This is a genomic window from Ignavibacteriota bacterium, from assembly GCA_016713565.1.
GTDB lineage: Bacteria > Bacteroidota > Ignavibacteria > Ignavibacteriales > Melioribacteraceae.
Window position 1 is genome coordinate 85745 of the sequence record JADJOX010000005.1, and the last position, 26038, is coordinate 111782.

General features: G+C 33.9%; 15 protein-coding genes. 7 read left to right on the forward strand and 8 right to left on the reverse strand.

Annotation, left to right across the window (positions count from 1 at the left end):
* Positions 1-3: 3 nt before the first annotated feature.
* The 4 genes from IPK06_05150 to IPK06_05165 all read right to left on the reverse strand — a co-directional run bounded on the left by IPK06_05150 (position 4) and on the right by IPK06_05165 (position 11552).
* On the reverse strand, positions 4-3525 hold the full coding sequence (locus tag IPK06_05150; protein ID MBK7979386.1) for a hypothetical protein: 3522 nt from the start codon (positions 3523-3525) through the stop codon (positions 4-6).
* Between the two features lie 20 nt (positions 3526-3545).
* Positions 3546-6440 carry a TonB-dependent receptor gene (locus IPK06_05155; protein ID MBK7979387.1) on the reverse strand — a complete coding sequence of 965 codons (2895 nt, stop codon included), beginning with the start codon at positions 6438-6440 and terminating at the stop codon, positions 3546-3548.
* A gap of 183 nt (positions 6441-6623) precedes the next feature.
* A complete protein-coding gene (locus IPK06_05160) occupies positions 6624-8717 on the reverse strand; it encodes a T9SS type A sorting domain-containing protein (GenBank protein ID MBK7979388.1) in 2094 nt (697 codons plus the stop codon).
* Positions 8718-9026: 309 nt separating this feature from the next.
* Positions 9027-11552, reverse strand: coding sequence for a metallophosphoesterase (locus IPK06_05165; protein MBK7979389.1), 2526 nt, complete (start codon positions 11550-11552; stop codon positions 9027-9029).
* A 511-nt stretch (positions 11553-12063) separates the two neighbouring features.
* On the opposite strand from IPK06_05165, the gene IPK06_05170 reads away from it, so the two are divergent.
* The 6 genes from IPK06_05170 (at position 12064) to IPK06_05195 (ending at position 18480) form a co-directional block, all read left to right on the forward strand.
* The gene (locus IPK06_05170; GenBank protein ID MBK7979390.1) at positions 12064-12861 is read left to right on the forward strand and encodes a MurR/RpiR family transcriptional regulator; all 798 of its coding nucleotides are present in this window, start codon (positions 12064-12066) and stop codon (positions 12859-12861) included.
* A 119-nt stretch (positions 12862-12980) separates the two neighbouring features.
* On the forward strand, positions 12981-14372 hold the full coding sequence (locus IPK06_05175) for an aldehyde dehydrogenase family protein (protein MBK7979391.1): 1392 nt from the start codon (positions 12981-12983) through the stop codon (positions 14370-14372).
* Positions 14373-14398: 26 nt separating this feature from the next.
* On the forward strand, positions 14399-15550 hold the full coding sequence (locus tag IPK06_05180; GenBank protein ID MBK7979392.1) for an iron-containing alcohol dehydrogenase: 1152 nt from the start codon (positions 14399-14401) through the stop codon (positions 15548-15550).
* A gap of 15 nt (positions 15551-15565) precedes the next feature.
* Positions 15566-16318, forward strand: a complete 753-nt coding sequence (locus IPK06_05185; protein ID MBK7979393.1) for an HAD family hydrolase — start codon at positions 15566-15568, stop codon at positions 16316-16318.
* A 3-nt stretch (positions 16319-16321) separates the two neighbouring features.
* A complete protein-coding gene (locus tag IPK06_05190) occupies positions 16322-17185 on the forward strand; it encodes a type 1 glutamine amidotransferase (protein ID MBK7979394.1) in 864 nt (287 codons plus the stop codon).
* Positions 17186-17187: 2 nt separating this feature from the next.
* Positions 17188-18480, forward strand: coding sequence for an MFS transporter (locus IPK06_05195; protein ID MBK7979395.1), 1293 nt, complete (start codon positions 17188-17190; stop codon positions 18478-18480).
* Here IPK06_05195 and nadA read toward each other — a convergent pair.
* The 4 genes from nadA to IPK06_05215 form a co-directional block, all read right to left on the reverse strand.
* Positions 18477-19415 carry a quinolinate synthase NadA gene (gene nadA / locus IPK06_05200; GenBank protein ID MBK7979396.1) on the reverse strand — a complete coding sequence of 313 codons (939 nt, stop codon included), beginning with the start codon at positions 19413-19415 and terminating at the stop codon, positions 18477-18479. The genes IPK06_05195 and nadA overlap by 4 nt on opposite strands.
* A gap of 9 nt (positions 19416-19424) precedes the next feature.
* Complete coding sequence (gene nadC / locus IPK06_05205) at positions 19425-20273, reverse strand: carboxylating nicotinate-nucleotide diphosphorylase (protein ID MBK7979397.1); 849 nt, start codon at positions 20271-20273, stop codon at positions 19425-19427.
* 12 nt (positions 20274-20285) lie between these two features.
* The gene (nadB, locus tag IPK06_05210) at positions 20286-21875 is read right to left on the reverse strand and encodes an L-aspartate oxidase (protein ID MBK7979398.1); all 1590 of its coding nucleotides are present in this window, start codon (positions 21873-21875) and stop codon (positions 20286-20288) included.
* Positions 21876-21964: 89 nt separating this feature from the next.
* Positions 21965-23611: an alpha-L-fucosidase gene (locus IPK06_05215; GenBank protein MBK7979399.1), complete on the reverse strand. Its 1647-nt coding sequence runs from the start codon at positions 23609-23611 to the stop codon at positions 21965-21967.
* Between the two features lie 256 nt (positions 23612-23867).
* Here IPK06_05215 and IPK06_05220 point away from each other — a divergent pair, with 256 nt between their 5' ends.
* The gene (locus IPK06_05220) at positions 23868-26036 is read left to right on the forward strand and encodes a HAMP domain-containing protein (protein ID MBK7979400.1); all 2169 of its coding nucleotides are present in this window, start codon (positions 23868-23870) and stop codon (positions 26034-26036) included.
* The last annotated feature ends 2 nt before the right edge of the window (positions 26037-26038 follow it).

The window sequence follows — 26038 nt, forward strand, 5'->3', positions numbered from 1 at the left end:
TTCTTATTTAATTATTGCAAATCTACCGGTGCTTTGACCAACGCCAGGGGCTTTTACAACAAAGAAGTAAATGCCGGGAGCAATTTCCAAGCCGTCCTTTGTTCTTAAATCCCATGCCATTCTTCCGTTGGAATTTGTGGAAGAATGGAATAATTCTCTTACAAATCTTCCGGATGTTGTATAAATTTCAATCGAACATTCATTCGGTAAATTCACAAAATCAATTCTTCGGTCACCTCTGCCTTCATCAATATTTATTACTTTCCTTTCCAGAGAACTGACCGCTATATAAGGATCGGGAACTACATAAACTTTGCTTAAATCTTTTTTAACTTTACTTGCTTCAACGTAATTTCCGTCAAGTGTGAAAGTAAATTTGTCATTTCTGTCAAAAGGTTTCTTACTAGTAATTTTTAATACATCTCCGGCAGAAGGATATATAATCTCATCAGCGGAAAGAGTATCAAATCCCGGAACATTCACATCAAAGAACCATGTTCTTTGTCCTTGATTGTATTTTGAAACCATTTGAATTTTATCACCGTGACTTAAACTGCCTCTTTTATTTGCGGTTTGAGCGCCGTCTCTAAATCTAAAATCAACTTTAAATGTACTGTCAGGATTAGTAACGTCCCATATTTGAAAATCAGTAACAGTAATATTTGAGTAAACCGAGGTATCTGCTCCGACACCGGTTACCGGATCAATTGGAGCAAAAACTCTAATTTCGTAATCTCTTGCTACCATTTGACTTCCAATTTCAATAGTGCTTGAAGTAACAGCCAAATTTGAATTGCCAACAACCCAATTTGCAGAATTAAAATTAAGCGAATCATTTTTCAATTTTATTCTAAATCCGTCGGCAATGAATTCATCAACTTTTTCACTGTTATCCGGATCATCTATGCTATTCATTATTGTGTTGGTAGTTTCATTGAAAATAATTGCCCTTGTTGTTATTCCTGTAAATGAGCTGTCAAATTTTTGCTGTGAACCATCATCTAAAAATTGAACTGAATAAGTTGTGTTTGGTTTAACTTCTTTTGGACTGAATATTTCCAATTCAACAGTTCCTGTACCGAAACCTGAAACTTTTTCAAATCCTTTTTCACTCAATGCTGGTAAAACATATCCGGCAGGATATTCATAAGGAGTAATTATTACCGTATTCTTATCAGTTTTAACAGCCCTGCCCAATAAATCCGTTTGAATAATTGCAGAGCATTCTGTTGGAGAAGCGTTTACCAATCCTTCGCGCGATGATATATCAGGGTAAAATGAATCATGATAACCTTGATCAACAGAAACAACCGCATAATAATATGTTCGTCCATTTGTGACATCGGTATCAACATAAAAGTGTTTCAAACCGTTATCTGTTCCCATATTATAAGAAACACCCAAATTGCTTTCAGGTCCAAGTTCCGCCCCAATATTTACAGGATGAATTCCTTTTAATCCATCAATTTTATCAAAAATTGCTAAAGGTTCCATCAAAATTGGATTATTATACGCATCTGTAATTGTTTTAATATTATCAAAAGTTGGATCGGTGCTTTTATAAATATAATAACATTCAAAATCCTGACCATAAAGAGGGTCCCTTGAAAATTCCGCATCACTGTTCCAATGTAGAATTACTTTTCCATCTCCAGATGTAGCAGTTACTATTGGTTTTCTAGGAGGTTTTGAAAAATTATAATCCGCATCATATATAACCTGCATAGTTCTTTTATTTCTTACAATGTCTGTTGCATTATTACCAAATACCAAAGCAATCGCGTATCTGTGTTTTCTTTCGGTTCCTGCAAATTTTACGTAGCCGCTGCCGTAACTAAACGCTATATCACGCTGATACCCAGGACGAACATTAAAAACGCCCGGTTTAATTTCAACATTCCAATATGTTTCATCATCGCCCATCGTGTTATCACAATCCCTAAGATAAAAAGATGTTAAACCTACCTGATCTGATTCATCATTATCGGTAAAATCAAAATTTGGTTCGCCTTGATCAGGAATTCCGTTCCCTTCAGTTCCATCTGGATCAGGTCCAATATATCCTTCATCTCCAGGTCCTAAACCATCAGAACCAACATCATTATTTAAAGGTTCAACGTCAAGAATTTCATTATTGTTAAAATCTTCTTCCGCCTGTAATACTCCGTCATTCTCCCCAGTATCATTAGTTCCGGGAATTCCATCAATTCCAACATCTTCCCAATTCCATTCTCCGTTAAAATTTTTATCTTCAAAGCCAACCCAATCACCGTCATCATCAATTCCATTATTTTGACTTTCATCAATTAGACCATCCTGATCATTATCAACTCCATCAACCAAACCAGGACTTTCCAAAAACGCAAACCCGAAATAACCAACTGGTAATCCTTGCAATGACACGCCTTCTTTTGTATATGCATAAGTTATATCATCTTTTTCATCAAAATCTGCGTCATCGCCGGATAATGAACCTCCCAAATCGGGATCAACATACATTCCTACAGTTGCTTTATCAAGGTCTTTACCTTCATTTTCAATATCATAAATTGAAATTAAAAGATCCTCAGCTAATCTAGCACTCCACTGATAATTTCTAACTGTAACCTTAACTCCTAATCCTCTTCGTCCATTTGGCCAAGGTAATTTCGATTGTTCATCATCAAATGGATAATAACTAAACTCATCATTTTCCCTGTCATCCATAACATAGTATGATTCTTGGTCAGAACGAATATAGGCGCCAAATTCACCATTCCATCTTCCTGCACGTATGCCGGGTCTTTCCTCCCCTTGTACTCTGCCGTCACCTGGATAAGATCCAACAGGCCAATATCGCGGCCATGTTTCTTTTCTATGGCTGATTGCAAACCAACCTACACCATTTTGTAGATGTGTATCCAATTGTCCATTTAGATTAAAATCTTCTTCATCTTGCAAAACTCCGTCCCCTTCACCAGTATCACCGGTATTTGGGATTTCATCAATTCCAACGTCTTCACTCAGTCCGTCCATATCTGGGTCTAATGCACCAGGCTGATCATTATTGAAGTATTTTCCAAGAGGCATAAATGCCCACCAGTGAGACTCATCAAGCGAAGCTTCTACGTTGCCTCTTCTGAAATTGTCTGAAACAATGTGAATAGTTGATCCTTTTGTATCAGTAACTTCGGCTGCAACAAAGAAAACGGCTCCATGTAAAATTGAAACGGATTTTGGACCTTTAGGCCAAGCAATTGTTGGAGAACCGCCTACATAATGATATGATAATAAACCGGAATTTACTATTCCGCCTGTAATTAAATTTCCATCGTGAACCGTAAACCTAAAATATTTTGCATTACCTTCCGCTTGTGCTTCCGATATTTTATTAAAAGCACCGGTATAACCGCGAGATCCGGTAATTGTTTGGGGCTTTAAGGTTATTGGTTTGTTTTTTTCATCATCTTCAGTTTGTGCGGTTAAATTTATCGCAAAATAAAGTAAAAAAACCAATAGCATTTTGGTAAAAAAATTATTGAGCATAAATTCTTCTTCTCCAAAAATTAAAAATTGAGTACGAATCCAAGTCTTACTTTTCTTGGACTTGAAAACCATTCGGGTTTATTGTCTATTTCACCTAATGTAAATAATCCAGCTTGCTGCAATCTTTCTATTTCAATTCTTTCAACAGACGGTAATCGTGCGTTATCGTAAGCGGTTCCTGTTGAACTGTAAACATAATTTTGATTTAAGTGATCAAATAAATTATCAACTTGTATAAATGCTGTAATTGTTGACCATCCAACCTCAAAATCATATCTTGCTTTTAAGTCCACAGTCCATTGAACTGGTTTAACATCGGCATTATTATATTCTTGCGCAAGAATATCATATTTTTCAACAAATGTTGGGCTGTAAGGCTGGCCTGACCAGTATGTTCCAATAACCGACATGAAAAAACTACTTGTAAACTTAAAATCAACTAGGGCATTAAGTGTATGGGTTTGATCCCAATTCAATGCAATAACCTGCCTATCTAAAAACTCGACCGCTTCTCCGCCAATTTGAGTTGAGGCTTGTACAAGAGCAATATAATCCGGATCCGACGCACTTCCATTTGCTGTAGAATATGTATAATTCAAACTTCCGTTAATATAGTTACTGCCAAACGCGTTAATTCCAATTGTAATTCCTTTAGAATTGCCATAATCTCTATTTATATAATGTAAAAATCTAACATTATCTAATGTTGTTAAATATTCAACCCCAAGCAGATTACTCATATTTTTATAATAAACAGATACATCTACCGTAATTCCCGGAAAGACTTGCTGCTGTAAACCTAATTCATATTGAATTGTTCTTTCAGGATTTAAATCCGCATTTCCAAGTGTAAGTCCTTCAAGTTGAAGCGGGGTAAGTACATAAATAGGAACACTGAACATTTTTTCGAAACTCGGCATTTGATAAAAATGTCCGTATGCCGCGTGGAACGCTCCATTTGCCGAAATTGGGAAACTCACACCTAGTCTTGGACTTAAATTTACTTTAGTTGTCGCCTCTTTTAAGTTTACTTGTGAAGTAAGCTGAGAAGTTTCAACTCTATAATTTATCGGAACAAGTTCATTTGGCATAAACATATCCAAACGCAAGCCTGCATTTATAATTATTTCACCCAATTCCACTTTGTCTTGAACATAAGCAGCTCCTTCACTTGGAGTAATAGTATAATCACGCCAAAGTGTATATTCATCTTCATTATATCTTCTATATCTTACTGTATCAAATAAACTTTCCCAATTTTTCCAATAGTCAACCATTGTATTCCAATAATCATTAAATGTTAATGTTGGATCAGGGTCAAAATTTATCCATTTTTTTGTATTCCAATCAGGTGTTGAAATATATCCCCAAGAATATGTATTAACTTCATGACGTTTATACTCAAAACCTGCTTTTATAAAATTATATTTATCAACCTGCCAGTTAAAATCGCCGTTAAAAATATATAATTTTCTAAAATTCTTTCCATCAGCATTGGAATAAAAACCATCTGTATTTCCAAGTGAAAATCCATCACTTGTATAACCAATTAACTGAATTCCCGTATCTCCAGGATATAAAGCCATTTTATTGGATTTATCATACCACGAATCACCTCTATTATATTGATAAGAACCGGAAATATTGTAATAAAAATTATCGGTTGGCGTATGTCTTAGAGTTAAAAAATGACTATGGCTAAAACCCTGACTTTCACTCATTCCGTCCGGTTGATATCTATAGTATGAACTTGTGGATCCTTTACTTTTTGAATAATCACCAAATGCTTGATACGCAATTTTAAAACGTTCGAATGGATAATAATTAACCTTAACATTTCCTGAAAATCTATCTCCTGTTAACAGCGGACCCATAGAACCGTCACCGGTTTTTAATGAATCAGGAATATATATTGCCTGTGAAGCTGAAGCCTCGGCTGACCTTTGCTCTCTATACCACCTTTCATAGGCGGCAATTCGCCAACCGTCAATCACATTATATCTTTTTTCGTACCAATTTATACTTTCATAATAATTGTATCTTCCTACAAAGGAAACCCCCAATTTATCCGTAATAATTGGAATACTGATATTCCCTTGAATGTCTTTTTCTGACATAGGATTAATTTTGTTAACTCCTAAAAAAACATCGCTTTGATTACTTATCCAATCTCCCGCAAAAGCATTAATGTTACCGGTCAATTTTGATGAAATTCCTTTAGTAACAATATTAACAACACCCGACTGAGCAGAACCATATTCAGCATTAAATGTACCCGTAATAACTTCAAGCTGCTCAATCATTGAATTTTCTACTGTTACGTTTGAACCGCCATCTTGATTAAAAGAATTTGTTACAGAAACACCATCAACTACGTATCCTACTTCTCTTGACCTTCCACCTCTAAAATGTAGTTGATCTCCGGTTTTAACAACGCCCGGCTGTAATGTAATTACCTGACTCATTTCAGTTACAGGCAATGCTTCTATCGCTTTTGAATTAACAACAGCCGAAGAATATGTCCTATCCTTTTCTATAGGAGGTTTTTCTGCCTGTACAACTACTTCAGTAATTTCAATTGAGGAAATTGATAATTGCGCGTCAACTTTTGTCGTTTTATCAACGTTTACCATAACGCCTTCAACTCTGTAATCAGCATAACCGATATTTTTGAAAATAACATTATGTGTTCCCGGGCTAACGTTTAAGATAGTGTAATGACCATTTAAATCGGAAGCAGTTCCTTGAGTAGTTCCTTCTATCATTACATTAACGCTTGGCAATGGTTCGCCGGTTGCTTTGTCAATTATTGTTCCAACAATTTTACCAGTAGTTCCAGCATATAGAGGCGAGGTTAAAAGTAATAAAAATAGAATTTTAGTTATTGTAGTTCTGTAAAAATTCTTAATATCCAAGTTATCCTCAAGCTAAATTAAAACATAGATAAATTATTTTTTTCTCGGTCCACTAAAACTTCACAAAATAATTTTTATATAAAAATATTATAAAAAGCAGTTAATATTTACATTCAAATTATAATCCTCCAAGAATCTTTTAAATTCTTGGAGGAAGTTTTACATATTTTTTTTTATTACTTACTATTTAATCAACATCATTTTTTGTGTTTTTGTAAATTCACCGGCTTTTAGTGAATAGAAATAAATACCGCTTGATAAACTGCTTGCATCAAACTGATATTCATAGTTTCCGGCATTTTGCTGTTTATTAACAATTGTAGTAACCAGCTGACCAAGTAAATTATAAACCTTCAAACTAACATTTGTTTGTTTAGGTATGGAATAACTAATGATGGTCGTTGGGTTAAAAGGATTTGGATAATTTTGATTTAGCGCGAAAACTTCCGGCAAATTAGAAACGTTATCTTCAACACCTACAACGTGTCCGTAACCGCCAACAGCAGCAACTTCTTCAGCAGATAATACTCTATTATATAAGACAACTTTAGATACATTAATTAAACCGTCATCGTTGTCATTATCGCCCATTAAAATTAACTGATCTGTATATCCCGCGGGACCAAAAGAAAATCTATTATCTATTTTCTGATATCCGCTTTCACCGTGAGGAACTGCTTGTCCATCTATATAATAATTAATTGCATGCTGTGTTGTATCAAGTAAATCAACCGCAATAATAAGTCTATACCATTCGCCAGGAGCTACAATTACGCTATCGGAATAACTTAAATCGCCAACTCCAATTTCACCGGTTTTCTTAATAAAGAATTCAGCGTCATTTTCATTTAATGAATCAGTTTGATAAAATGCTCTCCAATTTCCTAATGCCTCAACACTAAAATCAAATTGAATTGTATATCTGTTTACTTTTAAACCGCCGCCGTTCGGCTGCATATCAGGATTTGCAATAAAATGGTTTCTTGGTCCAATTTTAACTGCACCATCGCCATTTGCTGGACCTGCTGTAGCTTCAGCAACCGGCTCAGCACCGTCTTTATTTGCTAATACTAAATCATTACCTATTGTTGCAAGCTCTAATGAATCAGGATTATCAAAATCCCATTGAGCAACAATTGATTCTTCAACGGTACCATGCTGATATCCGCCAAAGCCTGCTACATCTCTGCTTGTTAAAGAAGAGTCATATACAGCAATTTTAGATACTTCAATAGTGTTATCTTCACCATCATTATCAGCAAAGAAAAGCAAAGTATTTTGTAGAGCAAATCTGCTGTCAATTGCCTGTCTTTTACCTTTAAGAACTCTAACACCATCCATATAAACATTAAAATCAACTGAATCGTTTGCAACCGGAGTGCTTACCAAAAACATTCTATACCAATCACCCTCTTTAATAATATCAGGATCAGAATAGCCTAGGGCGCCAACACCAATATCATGGTCGCTGCTTAACCATAAATCGCCGTCATCACTATTGTCAGGATTGGTTTGTAATAAAGCAACCCAATTATCAAGAACATTAACTTTTATATCCATTGTAACAGAATAAGCGTTAACTTTTGTTCCGCCGCCGTTTGGGGCAATTGCTGTAAGCGCTTTTAAGTGATTTCCAACGCCGATAGATACCGCACCGTTTCCGGCTTCCGGACCTTCAACAACTTCAACATTTCCAACCAATTCAAGCGGTGAACCGTGTGTTGCAGCTGTTAAATCTGCAGGGTCATCAAAATCCCACATTCCCACTGCTGTTAATACTTCTTTTTCTTCATGTTTGAAACCACCGAGAGCAGCGATTTCAGCTGGTGTTAGTGCTTGTTCATAAATAGAAACATTTGAAACTTCCATTACTGCGTCTTCTTCATCATTATCTGCAAAAAGCAATAATTGAATTGCTTCATCTGCACTTCCAACTGAAAATCTATTATCTATTGTTTGTTTATGATTTGCAGTTGCAATAGATTGGAAAACACCGTCAAAATAATACTTAACACCGCTGTTATCATTTGTATCTGCGGTATTAACAACGATTGCCAATCTGTACCATTCCAATGGAGTAATAGTATTTTTGGTATAACCTGAAGAACCAACGCCAACGTTCCCATCACCCGGATTTATAAACCATTCACCATCACTTTGATTTGTTGGATCGGTTTGACCGAAACAATGCCAACCTTCTAAATCCATTACTCTAAAATCTATTACCAAGGTATAAAGATTTACTCTTTTTGCGGTATCAGCTCCACTTGGCAGCATATATGGATTTGCGATATAATAACTACCAATACCAATTGAAACTGCTCCGTCTCCCGCTTCCGTTCCAGCCACAGCAGAATCAACACCGACAAGAATTAGGTCTTCACCTATGTCGGCTTTTGTCAAATTGCTAGGATCATTAAACGACCATTTAGCAACCGGCGTTTGCGCAACGGATAAACTAAGAGCAGTAATCAAAAATAGAAATAATAATTTTGTCTTCATTAAAGATACTCCTTAAGTTAGTTACTGATTTTACTATTTAGTTTTAACATATAGCATTTTAATATTATTTAGTATTGAACGTTCTTACTTTAAAAGCAGCATTTTTTTTATATCGTTAAATCCGTTTGCGCTTATCCTATAAAGGTAAACGCCACTGCTTAAATCTATTCCATTAAAATCAATTGAATGACGTCCGGATTTCATATTTTCATTTAACAATTCTGCAACTTTCTCCCCAATATTGTTAAATACGGTTAAATTAACATGACTAGTTTCTACTAAATCAAATTGTATATTTGTAGTTGGATTAAAAGGATTGGGATAATTATTATATAATTTATAATTATCTACCATAACATCATTGTCTTCAATATCTGTTGTTTTGCTAACCGCTAAATCAAGTTCATCCGACCAATCTGACCATTGCAGATTTTTATCACGGTATCTAACTCTAGCCCAAACATCCCCTTGAAAATTCAAATTATCAATTTCCAATTTTTCAAGGTTAATTCCCGCATTCAAATCAATAAACAAAAAGTTCGGCGGTAAAGGTTTACCATAAACATTTTCATAATCTCTTTTTACATCCAAAATTGGATTATCATAATTGCCTTTATTACTCGTTAATTGAAACTGCGAACTCATAATTTCATAATCACCGTTGTAGACTGAAGAATTTAACACAAAAGGTACACTTACTACATCATCTTCATTAGGTGAAACAAATGAAGGTTTTGCGGGAGGAGTTTCATTTTCTTTATTTCTGATAAACTTATCTATAACAATATTGCCCAACGGATTATCAGGATTGCCGATACTGTATGTTGTAATCTCACATGACTTATTCTCAATATCAATATCAACAATTGCATAGCAGTGATGGTCAACCGCTTTTTGAATTTCAGGATAATCTTCCTGGTTTCCATACATTTCCCATCTATCTAATGCACCGCCGGCGCCTCCAATACACATTAATCTAAAGTTACTATTAAGCGCAGTTCCTCTTTCGTAATTGTGGGAGTGACCATATGACAGCATATCAACTTTAGAATATTTACCGAGAGTTGGAATTATTCTGTTCTGTACATATGTTGTATTGCCGTCAGGCCAAATTTCACTGTGTCCCGGGTGATGGTTAAATGTAAAAATCCATTCAATAGTATTATCGTTTTGAGCATCGGTTAAAACTTGGTTAAGCCAATTTATTTGTGAATCATTTCGATAAGCCGAGTTACTGTTCATTGCGACGAATAAAACTCTTCCTATTCTAAATGAATAATATTTTTCACCTTGTGTTCCGCCAAAATCTTCATATTTCATGAAATCATAAAAATATGGTGAGTCTCCTTCATGATTTCCAATACTAACCATATAAGGGACAGAAGTTGCAATTTTATGTGAAGGATTAAAAAATTCATGGACGAATAAAGAAAGGTTCCAGCCGTCTGTTACAATATCTCCGCAATCAAAAACCAAATTAAGGTCATCTTCAATATTTGGACCGTATAATGACTGAGCTTTACTTTTAAGAGAATCATTTATTTCTGTAAACTTTTCGAAATATGTTTGGTTGTCGCTGTAAATAGCAAATCTAACATGACCGGTTGAATCCGAATTTTCCGGTTGAGTTTTAAATTTATAAATTTCCGATTCAACACTGTCAGTACTAACTTTATAATAATAAGTGGTATTTGGTATTAAATTTTCCAATTTTGCAGTGTACCAATTAAGACTTACATTTTCGTCATTGATATTTACTTTTTCTGGAATAACCTGACTGCCCAATGATTGTGATGTTCCATATTCGGCTATTGGGTTGTCACCTTTGTAAGTCCAGCAAACGTATATTGAAGTTGGCGTCGGTCCTTGGAGAAACGGATAAGTTATGGTTTTCAATTCTATTGCTTTGTGTTCAAACCCGCCAAGACTTTTAATTTCTTCATCTGATAAATCTTCAGAATAAATTTGAATATCGGAAACATCAAAAATATTGTCTTCACTATTTTCATCCGCAAAAAATAATACTTTAGATGCTAAGGCAAATCTGCCGTCAACCGTTCCTTTATTACCGCTTAAAGCTTTATCTCCGTCAATATAATAATCATAACGAACGCCGTTTGAGACGCTAATTGCAATTCTATACCATTGCTCAATTTGTAGTGCTTTGTTAGTATAACCAACTTCACCGATGCCAATATTTCCACTTGGACTAACAAACCAGTCGCCGTCGTTTTTATTAGTTATGTCGGTTTGATAAAGAGCATACCACATAGATGAAGCCGGAATTTTAACATCCATGACAATAGTGTAATTGTTAACAAGACTTCCGCCTCCGTTCGGGGTAATTCCGTGAGTGGCAGCAAAATAACTTCCTACACCAATACGAACAGCTCCATCGGATTCCGCTGAACCTTCAACAGCTAGACAATTTCCTACCTTAGTCAATCTATTCCCAACATTTGCTTCAAGTAAATCTGCAGAGTTATCAAAAGTCCAGCGACCAACAAGACTCGACGGGAAGTTTTCACTAATTAAATTTAGCGAAAAGATTTCGGTAGAAAGGAGTAAAATTATAATTGAGCAAAAAATAAAATTGGTTACTAAGCGCATGCAATCTTTCTGATTTTCATTGGTTTAATTTTGTTGTTTCTACTACAATAACTTAATATTCTTGTTACAGATACAACATAGTTATATTTTTTTTTATTGTCAATAAATTTTTAATTCAATTTTCTAAATAATAACTTGCAAAGCTGGGACGGTGATTTGTAAATTATCAATTGGCATAAGTTATTTGAATTATGTACTGCGATACTTATCGAAAGCTTCTTTTCTAAATGATTTTATGCATCTAAAAATAATAAGCAAAATGATAACTATTGTTAAAGCATTGTTAAGAAATTGTTATCAATATCCAATTTGTTATTTTTATTATTTTTTCGTTAAAATCCTGTTGTTATTTTAGATTTAATGTTTAACTTTAAAGAACTATTATAATGTTTAATAGTTTATTGACATTAAAATTTTTTATAATTACTTTTGTAGTAGATAGTACATTATAAATATTTTTTTGTAGTAATTACAACATTTTAGATTGCCTGAAGATAGTTGAGGTTTTATAATGAACAGTCCGTTAAATTTAATAAACAAAAGATTTAATCATCTTAGTAAAAGTGAAAAGACTGTCGCAGAATTTGTTCAAAAGCATATTGATGAAGTTGTTGTTTTAACAACTCAAGGCATAGCTGAAAGATGCAAGACTAGCGATGCAACTGTTATAAGGTTTTGTCGTTCACTTGGATATCAGACGTTTAACGAATTTAAAACTGCTTTGGTACCTGAGCTTTTAAGAAGCGGCAAAAGTTTAATCAAAGAAATTGAATCGAGTAAAAACATTGAAAGCGCTACTCAATCTTTTTTATATAACTTAAAACAACAAATAGATTTTAGCGTAAATAATATAGAAACAAATCAATTGAAAGTAATTGCCGATAAAATTGTAAAAGCAAGGAGAATGTTAATCGTCGGTATTGGCGGCGCGGCAGGTGTAGGTTATATTTTTAATGATTCATTATGTGTACTGGGAGTTTACAGTAATTACACTAATGATCGCTCAATAATTCAAAGCATAATACCTACATTATATAATGGCGATGTTGTATTCGCGATTTCACATTCTGGTGAAACTGAAGAAATTGTTTCCGCAATGAAAGCAGCAAATGAATACGGTTTGGTAACAATAGCATTAACAAATTTTTTATCATCGCCTTTGACACAATTTGCCAAATATGTTTTGCACACTAGTGTGCCTGATAATCTTTTAGGAAGTTTTTCTTGCCAGTCAAGAATTTCTCAATTAGCTTTATTAGAATTGATATTACTTGAAATAAAGAACAAGCTCTCTAAAAAGAAGAAATAGTTTTTTCGGTTTAAGCAAATTGAGTAAAACTATATTTAAAATTTCTTATGTAATTGTTTTTTTGTTTTGAAAAATATATTGATCTTAAAAATTGAGGTTTAATTACAAGGAATTTGTTTATGGAACAAACATTTAAAATTATTTCACCAATCGACTCCAGTGTTTATTATGAAGGCAGACTTCATAATTCAAATGATATTGAAAATGCACTAAAATTAGCCGAAAAAGCTCAAGCAGCTTGGAAAGACACTCCGCTTTCTCAAAGAAAAAACTACATCTCAAAATTTGCGGAAGCTTTTAAAAGTAATGAAAAAAGAATTTGTGAAGAACTAACTTGGCAAATGGGCAGACCAATTAAATATTCACCTTCAGAAGTTAGAGGTACAATAGAACGAACTTTAGGAATGCTGGACTTAGCCGAAGTTTCATTAACCGATATTTTTGTCGGCGAAAAAGAAGGATTCAACAGATATATTAAACGTGAACCGCTAGGCATAGTATTCGTTGTTCCGGCTTGGAACTATCCGTATTTAATTGCAATTAATAGTATTGTCCCTGCCCTTCTTGCAGGTAATGCTGTTGTTTTAAGACATTCAGCCCAAACGCCTCTTGTCGCGGAAAGATTTTTTGATGCTTTCAAACAAGCAGGCTTGCCCGAAGGTTTATTCCAATATTTGCATTTATCTCATGAAGATACTTCAAAAGTTATTTTAGATCAAAGAGTTAACTTTGTAGCTTTTACCGGATCAGTCAAAGGCGGTTATGATATTCAAAAAGTCGCAGCTAACAGATTTATCGGTGTTGGGTTGGAATTAGGCGGTAAAGATCCCGCATACGTTATGCCGGATGCTGATCTAAATTATGCCGTTGAAAATTTAGTTGATGGTTCTTTTTTTAATTCCGGACAGTCTTGCTGCGGTATTGAAAGAATATATGTTCATGAATCGGTTTATGATAAATTTGTTGAAGGTTTTGTCGATTTAACAAAAACATACAAATTAGGCAATCCGCTTGATCCTGAAACAACATTAGGTCCGTTGGCAAAACGCAGCGGCGCTGAATTAGTGCGTGAACATATTAAACAAGCAATTGATGCCGGCGCAAAAGCTATGATAGATGGCTCTTTATTTCCTTACGCAAAAGAAAATACAAATTATCTGGCACCTCAAGTTTTGATTGATGTTAATCATAAAATGAATGTAATGTATGATGAAACTTTTGGTCCTGTTGTTGGAATTATGAAAGTTAAAAATGATGAAGAAGCGTTAACATTAATGAATGATAGTCCTTATGGATTGACCGCATCGATATGGACAGAAAATGAACCGGCTGCTGTTAAGATTGGCAACCAAGTTAATACCGGTACTTGGTTTATGAATCGATGTGATTATCTTGACCCATTCTTAAGCTGGGTTGGAGTTAAAGATTCCGGAAGAGGCTGTTCCCTTTCAAAAGTTGGATACGAACAGTTAACAAGACCAAAATCTTATCATTTGAAAATTAAACATTAGAATTAAATTTTATTTGGAGCAAAATTATGCCACTTTTAAGACATACTTATAATTATCCGACCAGAATTGAATATGGTCCGGGTGCAACCGCTGATTTACCGAAAATTATTAAAGGTAAAGGTTTAAAAAAAGGTTTATTGGTTACAGATCAGGGAATTGAGAAAATTGGATTGGCAGAAAAATTAAGATCATATTTCACTGCACAAGACATTGAGATTTTCAGTTATAGCGATGTTGTTTCAAATCCAACAGAACAAAATGTAATAGAAGCAACCGATATTTATAAAAAAAATAATTGCGATTTTATTGTTGCTCTGGGCGGAGGATCACCAATCGATGTTGGCAAAACAATTAAAGTTACAGCCACTCACGATGAGCCGCTTGAAAAATTAGATGATTCAAAAGGCGGTGATAAATATATTATAAATGAAATGCCTCCTTTTTATGCAATTCCAACAACCGCAGGAACAGGAAGTGAAGTCGGTAGAAGCAGTGTAATTACCGTAAAATCAACAAATAAAAAAACAATTATTTTTGCGCCCAAAATGATGCCTGATATCGCCGTACTTGATCCGGATGTAACTTTGCTTTTACCAAAAAAGCTTACTGCCGCTACAGGTGTTGACGCATTTGTTCATAATCTTGAAGCTTATATTATGAATGTTTATCACCCAATTGCTGACGCTATAGCGAAAGAAGGTATTTACAAATGTTTTAAATATTTGCCGATAGCCGTTGAAAATGGGAATGACGTCGCCGCTAGAGGTGAAATGTTATTGGCTTCAGCTATGGGTGCAACCGCATTTCAAAAAGGCTTGGGAATAAATCATTCGATTGCTCATGCATTAAGTGTTTTTTATGATACTCATCACGGTTTGGCAAATGCCGCTGTTCTTGTTGAAGTAATGAAGTATAATTCAACAGATGAAATAGTAAGTAAAAAATTAGCTTCGCTTGGTTCCATTCTGGGCGTTGAAAACGATGCTGATGCCGTGATTGATGCGATTGAAAAATGGTTGCTTAAAGTTGGTATGCCGACAGACCTTAAAGGCATTGGTGTAAAAGAAGAAGATATTTCCGGATTGGAAGCTTATGCAATGGAAGATCCTTGTAAACCATTAAATCCAAAACCGGTAATGCCGGGCGATGTATCAAAAATTATTAAAAATCTTATATAGTGAGGAATTCAATTTATGATCAAAGGTATAACATTTGATCTTTGGGATACCGTTTTTATCGACGATTCCGATGAGCCAAAAAGAAAGAATGCAGGCAGACCAACAAAAGCTGCCGAAAGAAGGTTATTAGTTCATCAATTTGTTAATAAACATCAAAATATTTCTCAAGAAAAAGTGAATGCGGCATATGACGCGCAGGATGCTGCCTTTAGAAAAGTTTGGCATGATCATCATATTACTTGGAAAGTAAAAGAACGTCTTGAAATTGTTTTGAAAGGAATAAACGTAACTTTACCTCCAAATGAAATGAATGAACTTGTTAAACTTCATGAGGAAATGGAATTAGAGTATCGTCCTAATTTTATTGATGGCGTGCATGATGCAATTAAAGAATTAAGTAAGAATTATAAACTTGGCGTTATTTCTGACGCGATATTTAGTCCGGGCAGAGCTTTAAGAAAACTTTTAGAAGACGAAGGTTTACTTAAATACTTTTCAACATTTGTTTTTTCAGATGAAGTTGGATGTTCAAAACCTGCCGAAGGTGTTTTTCATGCTGCAAAGAAAGGACTAGAACTCGAATTTAATGAAATCGTGCATATTGGAGACAGAGAGCACAATGATATTTTAGGTCCTGAAAAAATGGGTATGCATTCTATTTTATGTTTAGCCGCCCTTGATCGCGGTAGCGACAGAAACAGAGCAGACGGATATTTTGAACATTATAATGAATTACCAAATCTTATTGAAAAATTAAAGGATATATAAATTATGGGTCAATTGCATTTTCTTATTATTGATGGCTATCCAAAACCAAGTAGAGATCAATTTGAAGAAGTAGGAATGACAAAAGCCGGCGAATTATATGGCAAACTATTACTGCAACACTTGCCAAACGCTAAATATGATGTATATTATTCCAGCGATCCAGGAGTTGTTTTGCCTAAGGGTGATGAACTTAAAAAATATGACGGAGTTTTGTGGCCTGGGTGCAATTTAACTGTTTATCACGATCATGATGAAAGAGTAACAAAGATGGTCGATATATGTAAAGATGCATATGAAGTAGGTGTTCCTCAATTTGGTAGCTGCTGGGCTGCACAGATTGCTGTTTATGCCGCAGGTGGTGAAGTTAAACCAAATCCAAAAGGCAGAGAAATGGGATTGGCAAGAAAGGTCTTTTTAACAGAAGAAGGACGTAAGCATCCAATGTACGAAGGCAAGCCTCCTGTATTTGATGGTTTTATTAGTCATGATGACGAAATAACAAAACTTCCCGAAGGCGGCAAATGGCTTGCGTCAAATGATTTTACAAATGTACAGGCAGTAGAAGTTAAACATAAAAAAGGGATTTTCTGGGCGCCTCAATATCATCCTGAGTATGATCTGCATGAAATTGCACGCTTAATTATTGCAAGAGAAGAAAAATTAATTAAACAAAATTATTTCGCTTCAAAAGAAGATTTATTGAATTATGCCGAGGACTTGGAAAAAATCTATTCTGATAAAAACAGAAAAGATTTAAGATGGAAATACGGAATTGATGATGATGTTATTGATGATAAAATAAGACAAGTTGAATTCGTAAATTGGTTAAATAAAATAGTAATTCCTTATTCAAATAAAACAGAGTAATTTTGCTTAAAAATATATCAATCAAAAAAAATCCGCTTTTACATTGGCAGGTAAAAATCTTTAGTGCTACATGGCTGGCTTACGTCGGTTACTATTTTGCGCGAAAAGCCTTTTATGTTGTAAAAAGTCCTTTAGCAGATTCATTAAATTTTTCGGCACTTGATTTAGCCCATTTAGGCACCGCTTATTTAGTATTTTACATGATTGGTCAATATTCCAGCGCATTTTTTGGAAGAAAACTCGGACCAAAATTATTACTGCTTATCGGAATGGGAATTTCACTTATATGTAATTTTGTTTTCGGTATTTCAAATGGGTTCTGGACTATTTTGTTATTCCTTTCATTAAACGGTTTAGCGCAAGGTACAGGCTGGCCGGGATGTATTGGTTCGCTGGCGTTTTGGTTTACAAGAGAAAAACGCGGAACAGTTCTGGGATTTTGGGCAACTTGTTATCAAGTCGGTTCAGTAATTTCGACTTCATTTGCCGCTTATATGCTTGGTGAATATGGGTGGAGATGGTCATTTTTCGGCGCTTCACTAGTGCTGCTTGTAATATGGTTTGTCGTTTTATTTTTACATCCAAATAAACCTGAAGATGTTGGACTTGAGTCAATAAAAGATGAAGAGGATTCATGTGAAATTGAAAACGATAATACTGAAAAATTAGGATGGAGCCGTGATACATGGTTAACAGTAATTACAATGGGATTAATTTATTTCACTATTAAATTTTTACGTTATGCCCTTTGGAGCTGGGTACCGTTTTTCCTGAATAAAAATTTTGGGATGAATGAAAGCAATGCTGGATATCTATCTGTTGTATTTGATCTTGCGGGATTTGTCGGAGTACTATTCGCGGGATATATTTCCGATAAAGTATTTAAAGGCAGAAGATCATTAATATCAGCTATTATGTTAAGTTTTATGGCGCTTGCATTTATTTTAATGTATGTAAAAGGTGAATCTAATCTGATGTTTTTCACAATCTCAATGGGAATTGCCGGATTTATGCTTTACGGTCCCGACTCACTTATTTCCGGAGTAGGCGCAATAGATGTTGGTTCAAAAAGAGGCGCGTTAACCGCGGCAGGTATAATAAATGGTACGGGATCAATTGGACCAATTTTCCAAGAAGAAATAATCGGCTGGCTCTATACAAAATATAACAACGAACTAACCCCAATTTTAATTTTATTAGTCTTAATGGCCGTTGTCAGCGCTTTACTAACATTTTATTTATGGTGGAAATCCAAAAAAAGGAAAAGTAAATTTGTAGATCCACTATATTCTTAATAAATCTCTATCATCCTTTGAATCGATAATCTTGCTTTATCCGCAAGTTCTTTGTCGACTTTGACTTCAAATTGTTCATTTAAAATGGATTTATATAAATTTTCCAAAGTGTTTAATTTCATATATTCACAGACTGATTTTTCGTTTGCAGGGTGAAATATTTTTTCAGGACTATTTTTTTTCATTCTGTGCAGAATTCCAACTTCGGTTGCAATAACAAATTCTTGCGAATCAGATTCATTTACTCTTCTCAACATTCCTTCAGTTGAATAAATATTCAATTTTAAATTTGGGTTTTTAGCAGACTTTAACATGCACGATGTAGAACAGCCGCATTCAGGATGTATTAAAAATTCCGCATTCGGGAACTTCTCTTCTGCTATATTAAAATCCATTTCGCCAATTTTTTCATGAACATGACAAGAGCCGTTCCAAATTTTTATATCACGTTTTGTAATATATTTTACATAGCTGCCTAAATATTGATCCGGAAGGAATAATATTTGTTTATCTAACGGAATTGAATTAACTATCTTTACTGCGTTTGAAGATGTACAGCAATAATCTGTTTCAGCTTTGACTTCGGCAGTTGTGTTAACGTATGAAACTACAACCGCATCGGGATTTTCTTTTTTCCAATTTCTAAGTTCTTCAGCCGTTATGCTATCGGCAAGCGAACATCCGGCGTTTAGATCGGGTATTATTACTTTTTTATTAGGTGAAAGAATTGACGCGGTTTCCGCCATAAAATGAACTCCGCAAAATACAATTAGGTCAGCATTCGTTTTTGCCGCCATTTGACTCAAACCAAGTGAATCTCCAACAAAATCCGCAATGTCCTGTATTTCACCGATTTGGTAATTATGAGCAAGTATAACCGCGTTTTTTTTATTTTTTAATTTATTTATTTCATTTACTAACTTTGAATTTATCATGTCTCTCTTTTATTTTTTAATGTACATCCCAATATCAAATGCATTTACTGAATGAGTTAAAGCTCCAACTGAAATAAAGTTAACTCCGGTCTCAGCAATTATTTTTAATTTTTCTAAAGTTACATTCCCCGAAGCTTCAGTCAGTATTTTGTTATCAATAATAATAACAGCCTTTTTCATTTCTTCAATTGACATATTATCAAGCATAATAATATCTACTTTCAATTGCAGAGCCTCTTTAACTTCGTTTAGGTTTTTTACTTCGACTTCAATTTTAAATTTATTTTGATACTTATTCCGAACTTGATTTACAGCATTTGTAATACTTCCAGCAACGTCAATATGATTATCTTTTATCATTATCAAATCATACAATCCGAATCTATGATTGGTTCCGCCTCCCATTTTAACGGCATATTTATCTAAAGTTCTAAATCCAGGAAGTGTTTTTCTAGTATCAAGTAATTTCGTATTTGTGTTATTCAACTCATTTACAAACTTAGAAGTTTTGGTGGAAATAGCCGACATTCTCTGCAAAAAGTTTAACGCAATTCTTTCCGCTGAAAGCAATGATTTGTAGTTCCCTGTAAAAACTGAAATTATTGAATTTTTATAAATTTTATCACCGTCTTTAAAATTATTTTTCCAAACAATGTTCGTATCAAATTTTTTAAATACTAATTCAGCGACTTCTAATCCGCAAATTATTCCCTCATCCTTTGATTTTAAATAACCCTCAGTAATACTAACAGAAGGAATTATTGCTTCTGTTGTAATATCACCGGTATAAATATCTTCCGCAACCGCAAGGTTTATCAGTTCATCAATATTCTTTAAATATTCTTCTTCAATTTTCATTTTAATTTTGTGTTAGTTGTGTTTTTCAAATTTAATACGATGTCCATTTTGGAAAATATACCGACCAAGAAATAAATTATTTGTTTCGGCAAAATCACTGCGCTGGTGTGTGCCTCTGCTTTCTTTTCTGTTTAAAGCCGATTTAATAATCAATTCACCTATCTCAATAATACTTTTTATTCTAAATGAATAATATTCAAATTCTTTATTCGAACCAAATTGTTTAAACATTTCTAAATTTTTTAATCCGGAAGTTAATAATTCTTCGTTTCTTATTATTCCAGCATTGTTATTGAGCAAAGTAGCGATTTTATTTTTGATACTCATAAATTTATCAACTATAAAATTATTTATCTTGTAATCTATTGTTTGATCAAGAACCGTTTGAATATTAAGAATATTACTGTTCTTTATAGAACCGCTAATATCAATACATCTTTTTCCAAAAACCAAACATTCCAAAAGTGAATTACTGGCGAGTCTGTTAGCACCGTGAACACCTGTACAAGTAACTTCTCCGCAAGCTAATAAACCCTTAATATTTGTCCTTCCATTTATATCTGTTTTAACACCGCCGATCATATAATGAGCCGCAGGTGAAACAGGAATTAAATTTTTCGTAATATCGATATTGTATTCTAATGCTTTTTCATAAATTGAACTGAATCTTTCTTTTATTTTTTCAGCATTTAAATGTGTAAGATCTAAAAACACAGATTTAATCTTGGAATTCTGTAATTCATAAAATATAGCTTTAGAAACTATGTCACGCGGCGCTAATTCAGCATTTGGATGAATATCCAGCATAAATCTTTTTCCGTCGCCGTTCAATAAATATGCACCTTCACCTCTAACAGCTTCAGAAATTAAAAATGTTTGATCATTTTCTGAATAAAAGGCGGTCGGATGAAATTGTAAAAATTCCATATCGCAAATTTCTGCTCCGGCATTATAAGCCAAAGTAATTCCGTCACCGGTTGAAGTATAAGGATTCGTTGTTCGCGAAAAAATTCCTGAACCGCCGCCTGTTGCCAAAATAGTGACCGGTGAAATAAATATAAACTGTTTATTGCTATCCCAAGAAAAAGCATTTGCTCCTAAACATTGTTCATCATTATTTAAAAGTTCAAGAACCTGTGTGTTTTGATAAATTTTAATATTACTTTTCTTCTGAACAATACTAGCAAGAAATTGAACGACTTTGCTTCCAGTGGCATCGCCGCCGGCATGAAGAATTCTTCGGTTTGTGTGTCCTCCTTCTAAACCTAGTTGAAGTTTTCCGTCCAATTCATCAAATTCCATTCCCCAATTAATTAGATCGTTAACTCTATCAATGCCTTCATTAACTAAAATTTTAACCGCATCATTATTACAAAGTTCGCCGCCGGCAACTAAAGTATCTTTAAAGTGAATTTCGGCAGAATCCGACTTATCAATAGCTGCGGCAATTCCGCCTTGTGCCCAGTATGTACTGCTTATACTTAATTTACTTTTAGAAACCAAAGTTACCGTACCAAATTCTGAGGCATATATTGCAGATGTAAGTCCGGCTAAACCGCTGCCGATAATTAAAAAATCTGATTCAACTATTTGTTTTGTCATTTTACCTTAAATTATTTTAACATTCTTACTTTATTTTAAATAAAAACAATTGAAAGAATTTTTATAACAAACAATATAACTTTAACGAATTAATATTTACCTAAAATTATCTTTAATACGGCAACAGATTCTAACGGATTTTCATCAGACAAATTAATGATAAGCGAATCATTTGTCTGCTTCCATTCCAACTTATTTTCTGAGCCCAAAAATTTTATTTTTTCAATTTTTTGACCATTGATTAAATCGGAATGTTTACCGAGCGATTTAATATTCGCAACTTTGCTTTCAGAACAATTCATCATAAAAGCATAAAGTGTGTCGCTCTTTGACGTAAACCTAATATCCTCATTTGAAAAATCCTCCAAGTCACTTTCATTGAACATTCCGGCTTTAACTTTTGTAGGTCCTTCTCCATAAACTTTCCATGGTCTAGTTCCATAAATTCCTTCGCCATTTATTTCCATCCATTTACCTAAATTTTCTAAAAATTTCACTTCCAAGTCATCAATCGTACCATCACCTCTAATTGGAATACTTAAAAGTAAATTTCCATTTTTGCTGACAATATCTATTAGTGAAAGAATAATTTGCTTAGGGGTTTTATATGAATTACTTTCATAATCTGATCTTCTATAATGCCAATTTCCAATACATGAGCAAGTCTGCCAAGCGAAAGGCTGAATTTCACTGCTGAAACCTCTTTCAATATCTTCCACAATACCTGATTTCTGTTCAGGTTTTAGTTGTTTTGCGGTTACAACAGCTTCGAGTTTGCCATTGTTTAACTGAATATTTGAATTGTAAAAATGTGCTACAATATCCAATCCAGCTTGTCCTAAAGGCAATTCATAATCATCAAAATAAACTAAATCTGGTTTATATTTATCTACTAGATCTTTACAGCGCAGAAACCACATATTCGTAAAATTTTTATTTTGCAACGGTGGTTCTTCGGTCCAAACTCTGTCGTTTTTTTCGTGCCAGTCATTTGCGGTTTTAATATCATTAATTCCATCGGGCATAATAATATTTGGACCAGTATAAAGTTCTTGGGGATCAAGACCTTCCCACCATTTTCCTTTTCCATCTTCTTTCGTTAAAGTTGCCGCGTCATAACGAATACCCGCAAGAGGTCCTTCCTGATCATAGCCATAAGCCGTTTGAAACCAGTGCCAAGCGTGCGCGGAATGATTACTGACACCGAAATACATTCCATTCTTTCTGGCAATTTTTTCCCAAATTCCAACAATATCTTTTTTTGGTCCTACATTTACAGAATTCCATTTGTGATATTCTGAATTATAATTATCAAAATTATCATGATGATTTGCCAAAGCGACAAAATATTTTGCCCCGGCGTATTTATATAATTCCATAAGTTTTGCGGGATCCCAATTCTCGGCTTTCCAAAGATTATCAATTTCCATAAATCCAAACTTTGTAGGATGACCATAATTTTTTACGTGAAAATCATAATATTTATTACCTTGCTCATACATTCCCCGAGCATACCAATCTCCTTGCTCAGGGACGCATTGTGCTGTCCAATGAGCCCAAATACCGAACTTTGCGTCTCTAAACCAATCTGGACATTGATAATTTTCCTCAAATGATTTCCAAGTCGGTTTAAATTTTCCATTTAATATTTCATTCTCTTGCGCAAAAATATTATTTACACTAATTAATATTAGATAAACTAAGGTTAAGGAAATGTTTTTAGAGTTATTGTACATAATCATCCAATTTGATATTCTATTATTAAAGCTATCAAAATAATCAAAGTTATTCCATTTAAAAGAAATGAATTTCTAAATTAGATTTTAATATTCTTATTTGAGCCTTTTTAAAAAATAAAATTGTGTAATTATTTCCCGATACTTTAATTATAAATAATAAATATAATTTAATTTCGTTACAGACTATTTAGAAATTACAAAAAGCTTCGATAATTAGGTTAAATATAAAGTGTATAAATTTTTTGGGGGAAAAATGAAAACACTTAACGATCTTGGTATTGTTAAAAAGACAAGTTTTGCAGTAATTGGAATTTTAGTTTTTACTCTTTTCATTTACTTAATTGTTTTCTTTTTTAAAAATGATGCCAACGTTAAAAGTAGAATAGAAGAAGACAACGATCAGTTAAGCACACTTCTAACCGAATCTATAAAACTTGCCATGGCAGCCGGAGCCGATAACACAAAACCGTTTGTTGAAAGTTTAGAAAAATTTGAAAAAATTAAAGAAGTACGAATAACCCCAACCAATTTAATTTCGGAAAATTCTGAAACCAATTTAGACGAAATTGAGAAATCCGCATTAAATGGTTTGAAAGAAGCAAATTATTATGAAGATTTTAATGACTCAAAAATTTTACGTTCAATCAAATTTTTAACTGCAGACAAATCATGCGTTGACTGTCACGATGTTAAGGAAAATGATGTTCTGGCAATAATTAGCATACGACACTCACTCGATGAAACATATAAGGAAATGGCATCTCAAAAAATTGACGCAGCGTGGATTGGTCTTTTAGCCGCGATTATTACATTTACACTGGTAACTTTATATTTAAACAAATATTTGGGAAAGCCAATTCTAAATTTAACTCATGCAGTTAAGAATTTTGCCGACGGTAAATTTGACGAGCCTTTGAATTGCAGCAGCAAAGACGAATTTGGAATTTTAGCAAACAGTTTTAACGAAATGGTAGATAAAATAGAAATGCAGCTTCAATACTTAAACAGCATCTCCTTACCTGTTACAGTAATTGACAAAAATTTTGAAATTGTATACATAAATTCAAAAGGTGTAGAATTTTTAAAGAAAGAAAAGCATAACGTTTTGAAAACAAAATGCTATGAAAGTTTTAATTCAATTGACTGCAGATCTCAAAACTGTTCTTGCAATATCGCAATTCAACGTGGTGAATCCATTACAAAAGAATCTGTAGCAAAACCAAATAATGTTGAAGTTCCTATAATTTTTTCCGGAACACCAATTAAAAACAAAAAAGGAGAAGTAATTGGAACATTAGAGGTACTGACGGATCTTTCAGATGCAAAGGAAAAAGAAATTTATTTGGAAAGAAATGTAAAAAAAATGCTGGAAGTTATGTCTAAAGTTTCAAACGGTGACTTCACCATAAACTTAATTCCTGAAAATAAAAATGATGTTATTGGAAAACTCTATATTGGCTTTAATGATACAATTGAAAATATTAAGAAAATGATACAGAAAGTTATAGAAGCAATTTCCGCGACCGCAAACGCAAGCAGCCAAATAAGTTCTAGTACTGAACAGATGGCAGCCGGTTCGCAGGAGCAAAGTATGCAAGCATCTGAAGTTGCAAGCGCAATTGAACAGATGACAAAAACTATAATTGAAACCGCGCATAACATTTCTATTGCGGCTGAAAAATCAAAAGACTCGGGAATTTTAGCTACAGAAGGAAATGTGATTGTTTCAGAAACAATAAAAGGAATGAATAAAATTTCACAAGTAGTTTCATCCGCGGCAAACACCATAACCGCACTTGGAAATAACAGCGAAAAAATAAATGAAATTATACAAGTTATTGATTCAATTGCCGGACAAACAAATCTATTAGCATTAAACGCCGCTATAGAAGCCGCAAGAGCAGGAGAACATGGAAGAGGTTTTGCTGTTGTTGCAGACGAAGTAAAAAAATTAGCCGAACGTACGACAAATGCCACAAAAGAAATTTCCGAAATGATTTCATCAATACAAAACGATACTAAAAAAGCGGTAATTTCAATAAACTCCGGAACTGTTGAAGTCGATGCCGGAAAAGAACTCGCTGTAAAAGCCGGTAAATCTTTAGAGAATATTAATAATTCCACTATTGAAGTTGTTGATTTGGTGAATCAAGTTGCAACAGCAAGCGAACAGCAATCGTCTACTTCTGAGCAAATTTCAAAAAGTATTGAAGGCATCAGGAAAGTTACACAGGAATCTTCTTTGGGAATTAATGAAATAGCAAAAGCAGCGGAAGAATTAAATGTTCTTACAGAAAATCTACAAGCAATAATGAATAATTTTAAAGTTTATGATGATGATTCAAGTTATACAAATATCAAAGCTTCAAAACCGAAATTAGAATATTCAAATGTTCAAAAGAAACAATATTCATTACATTAGTT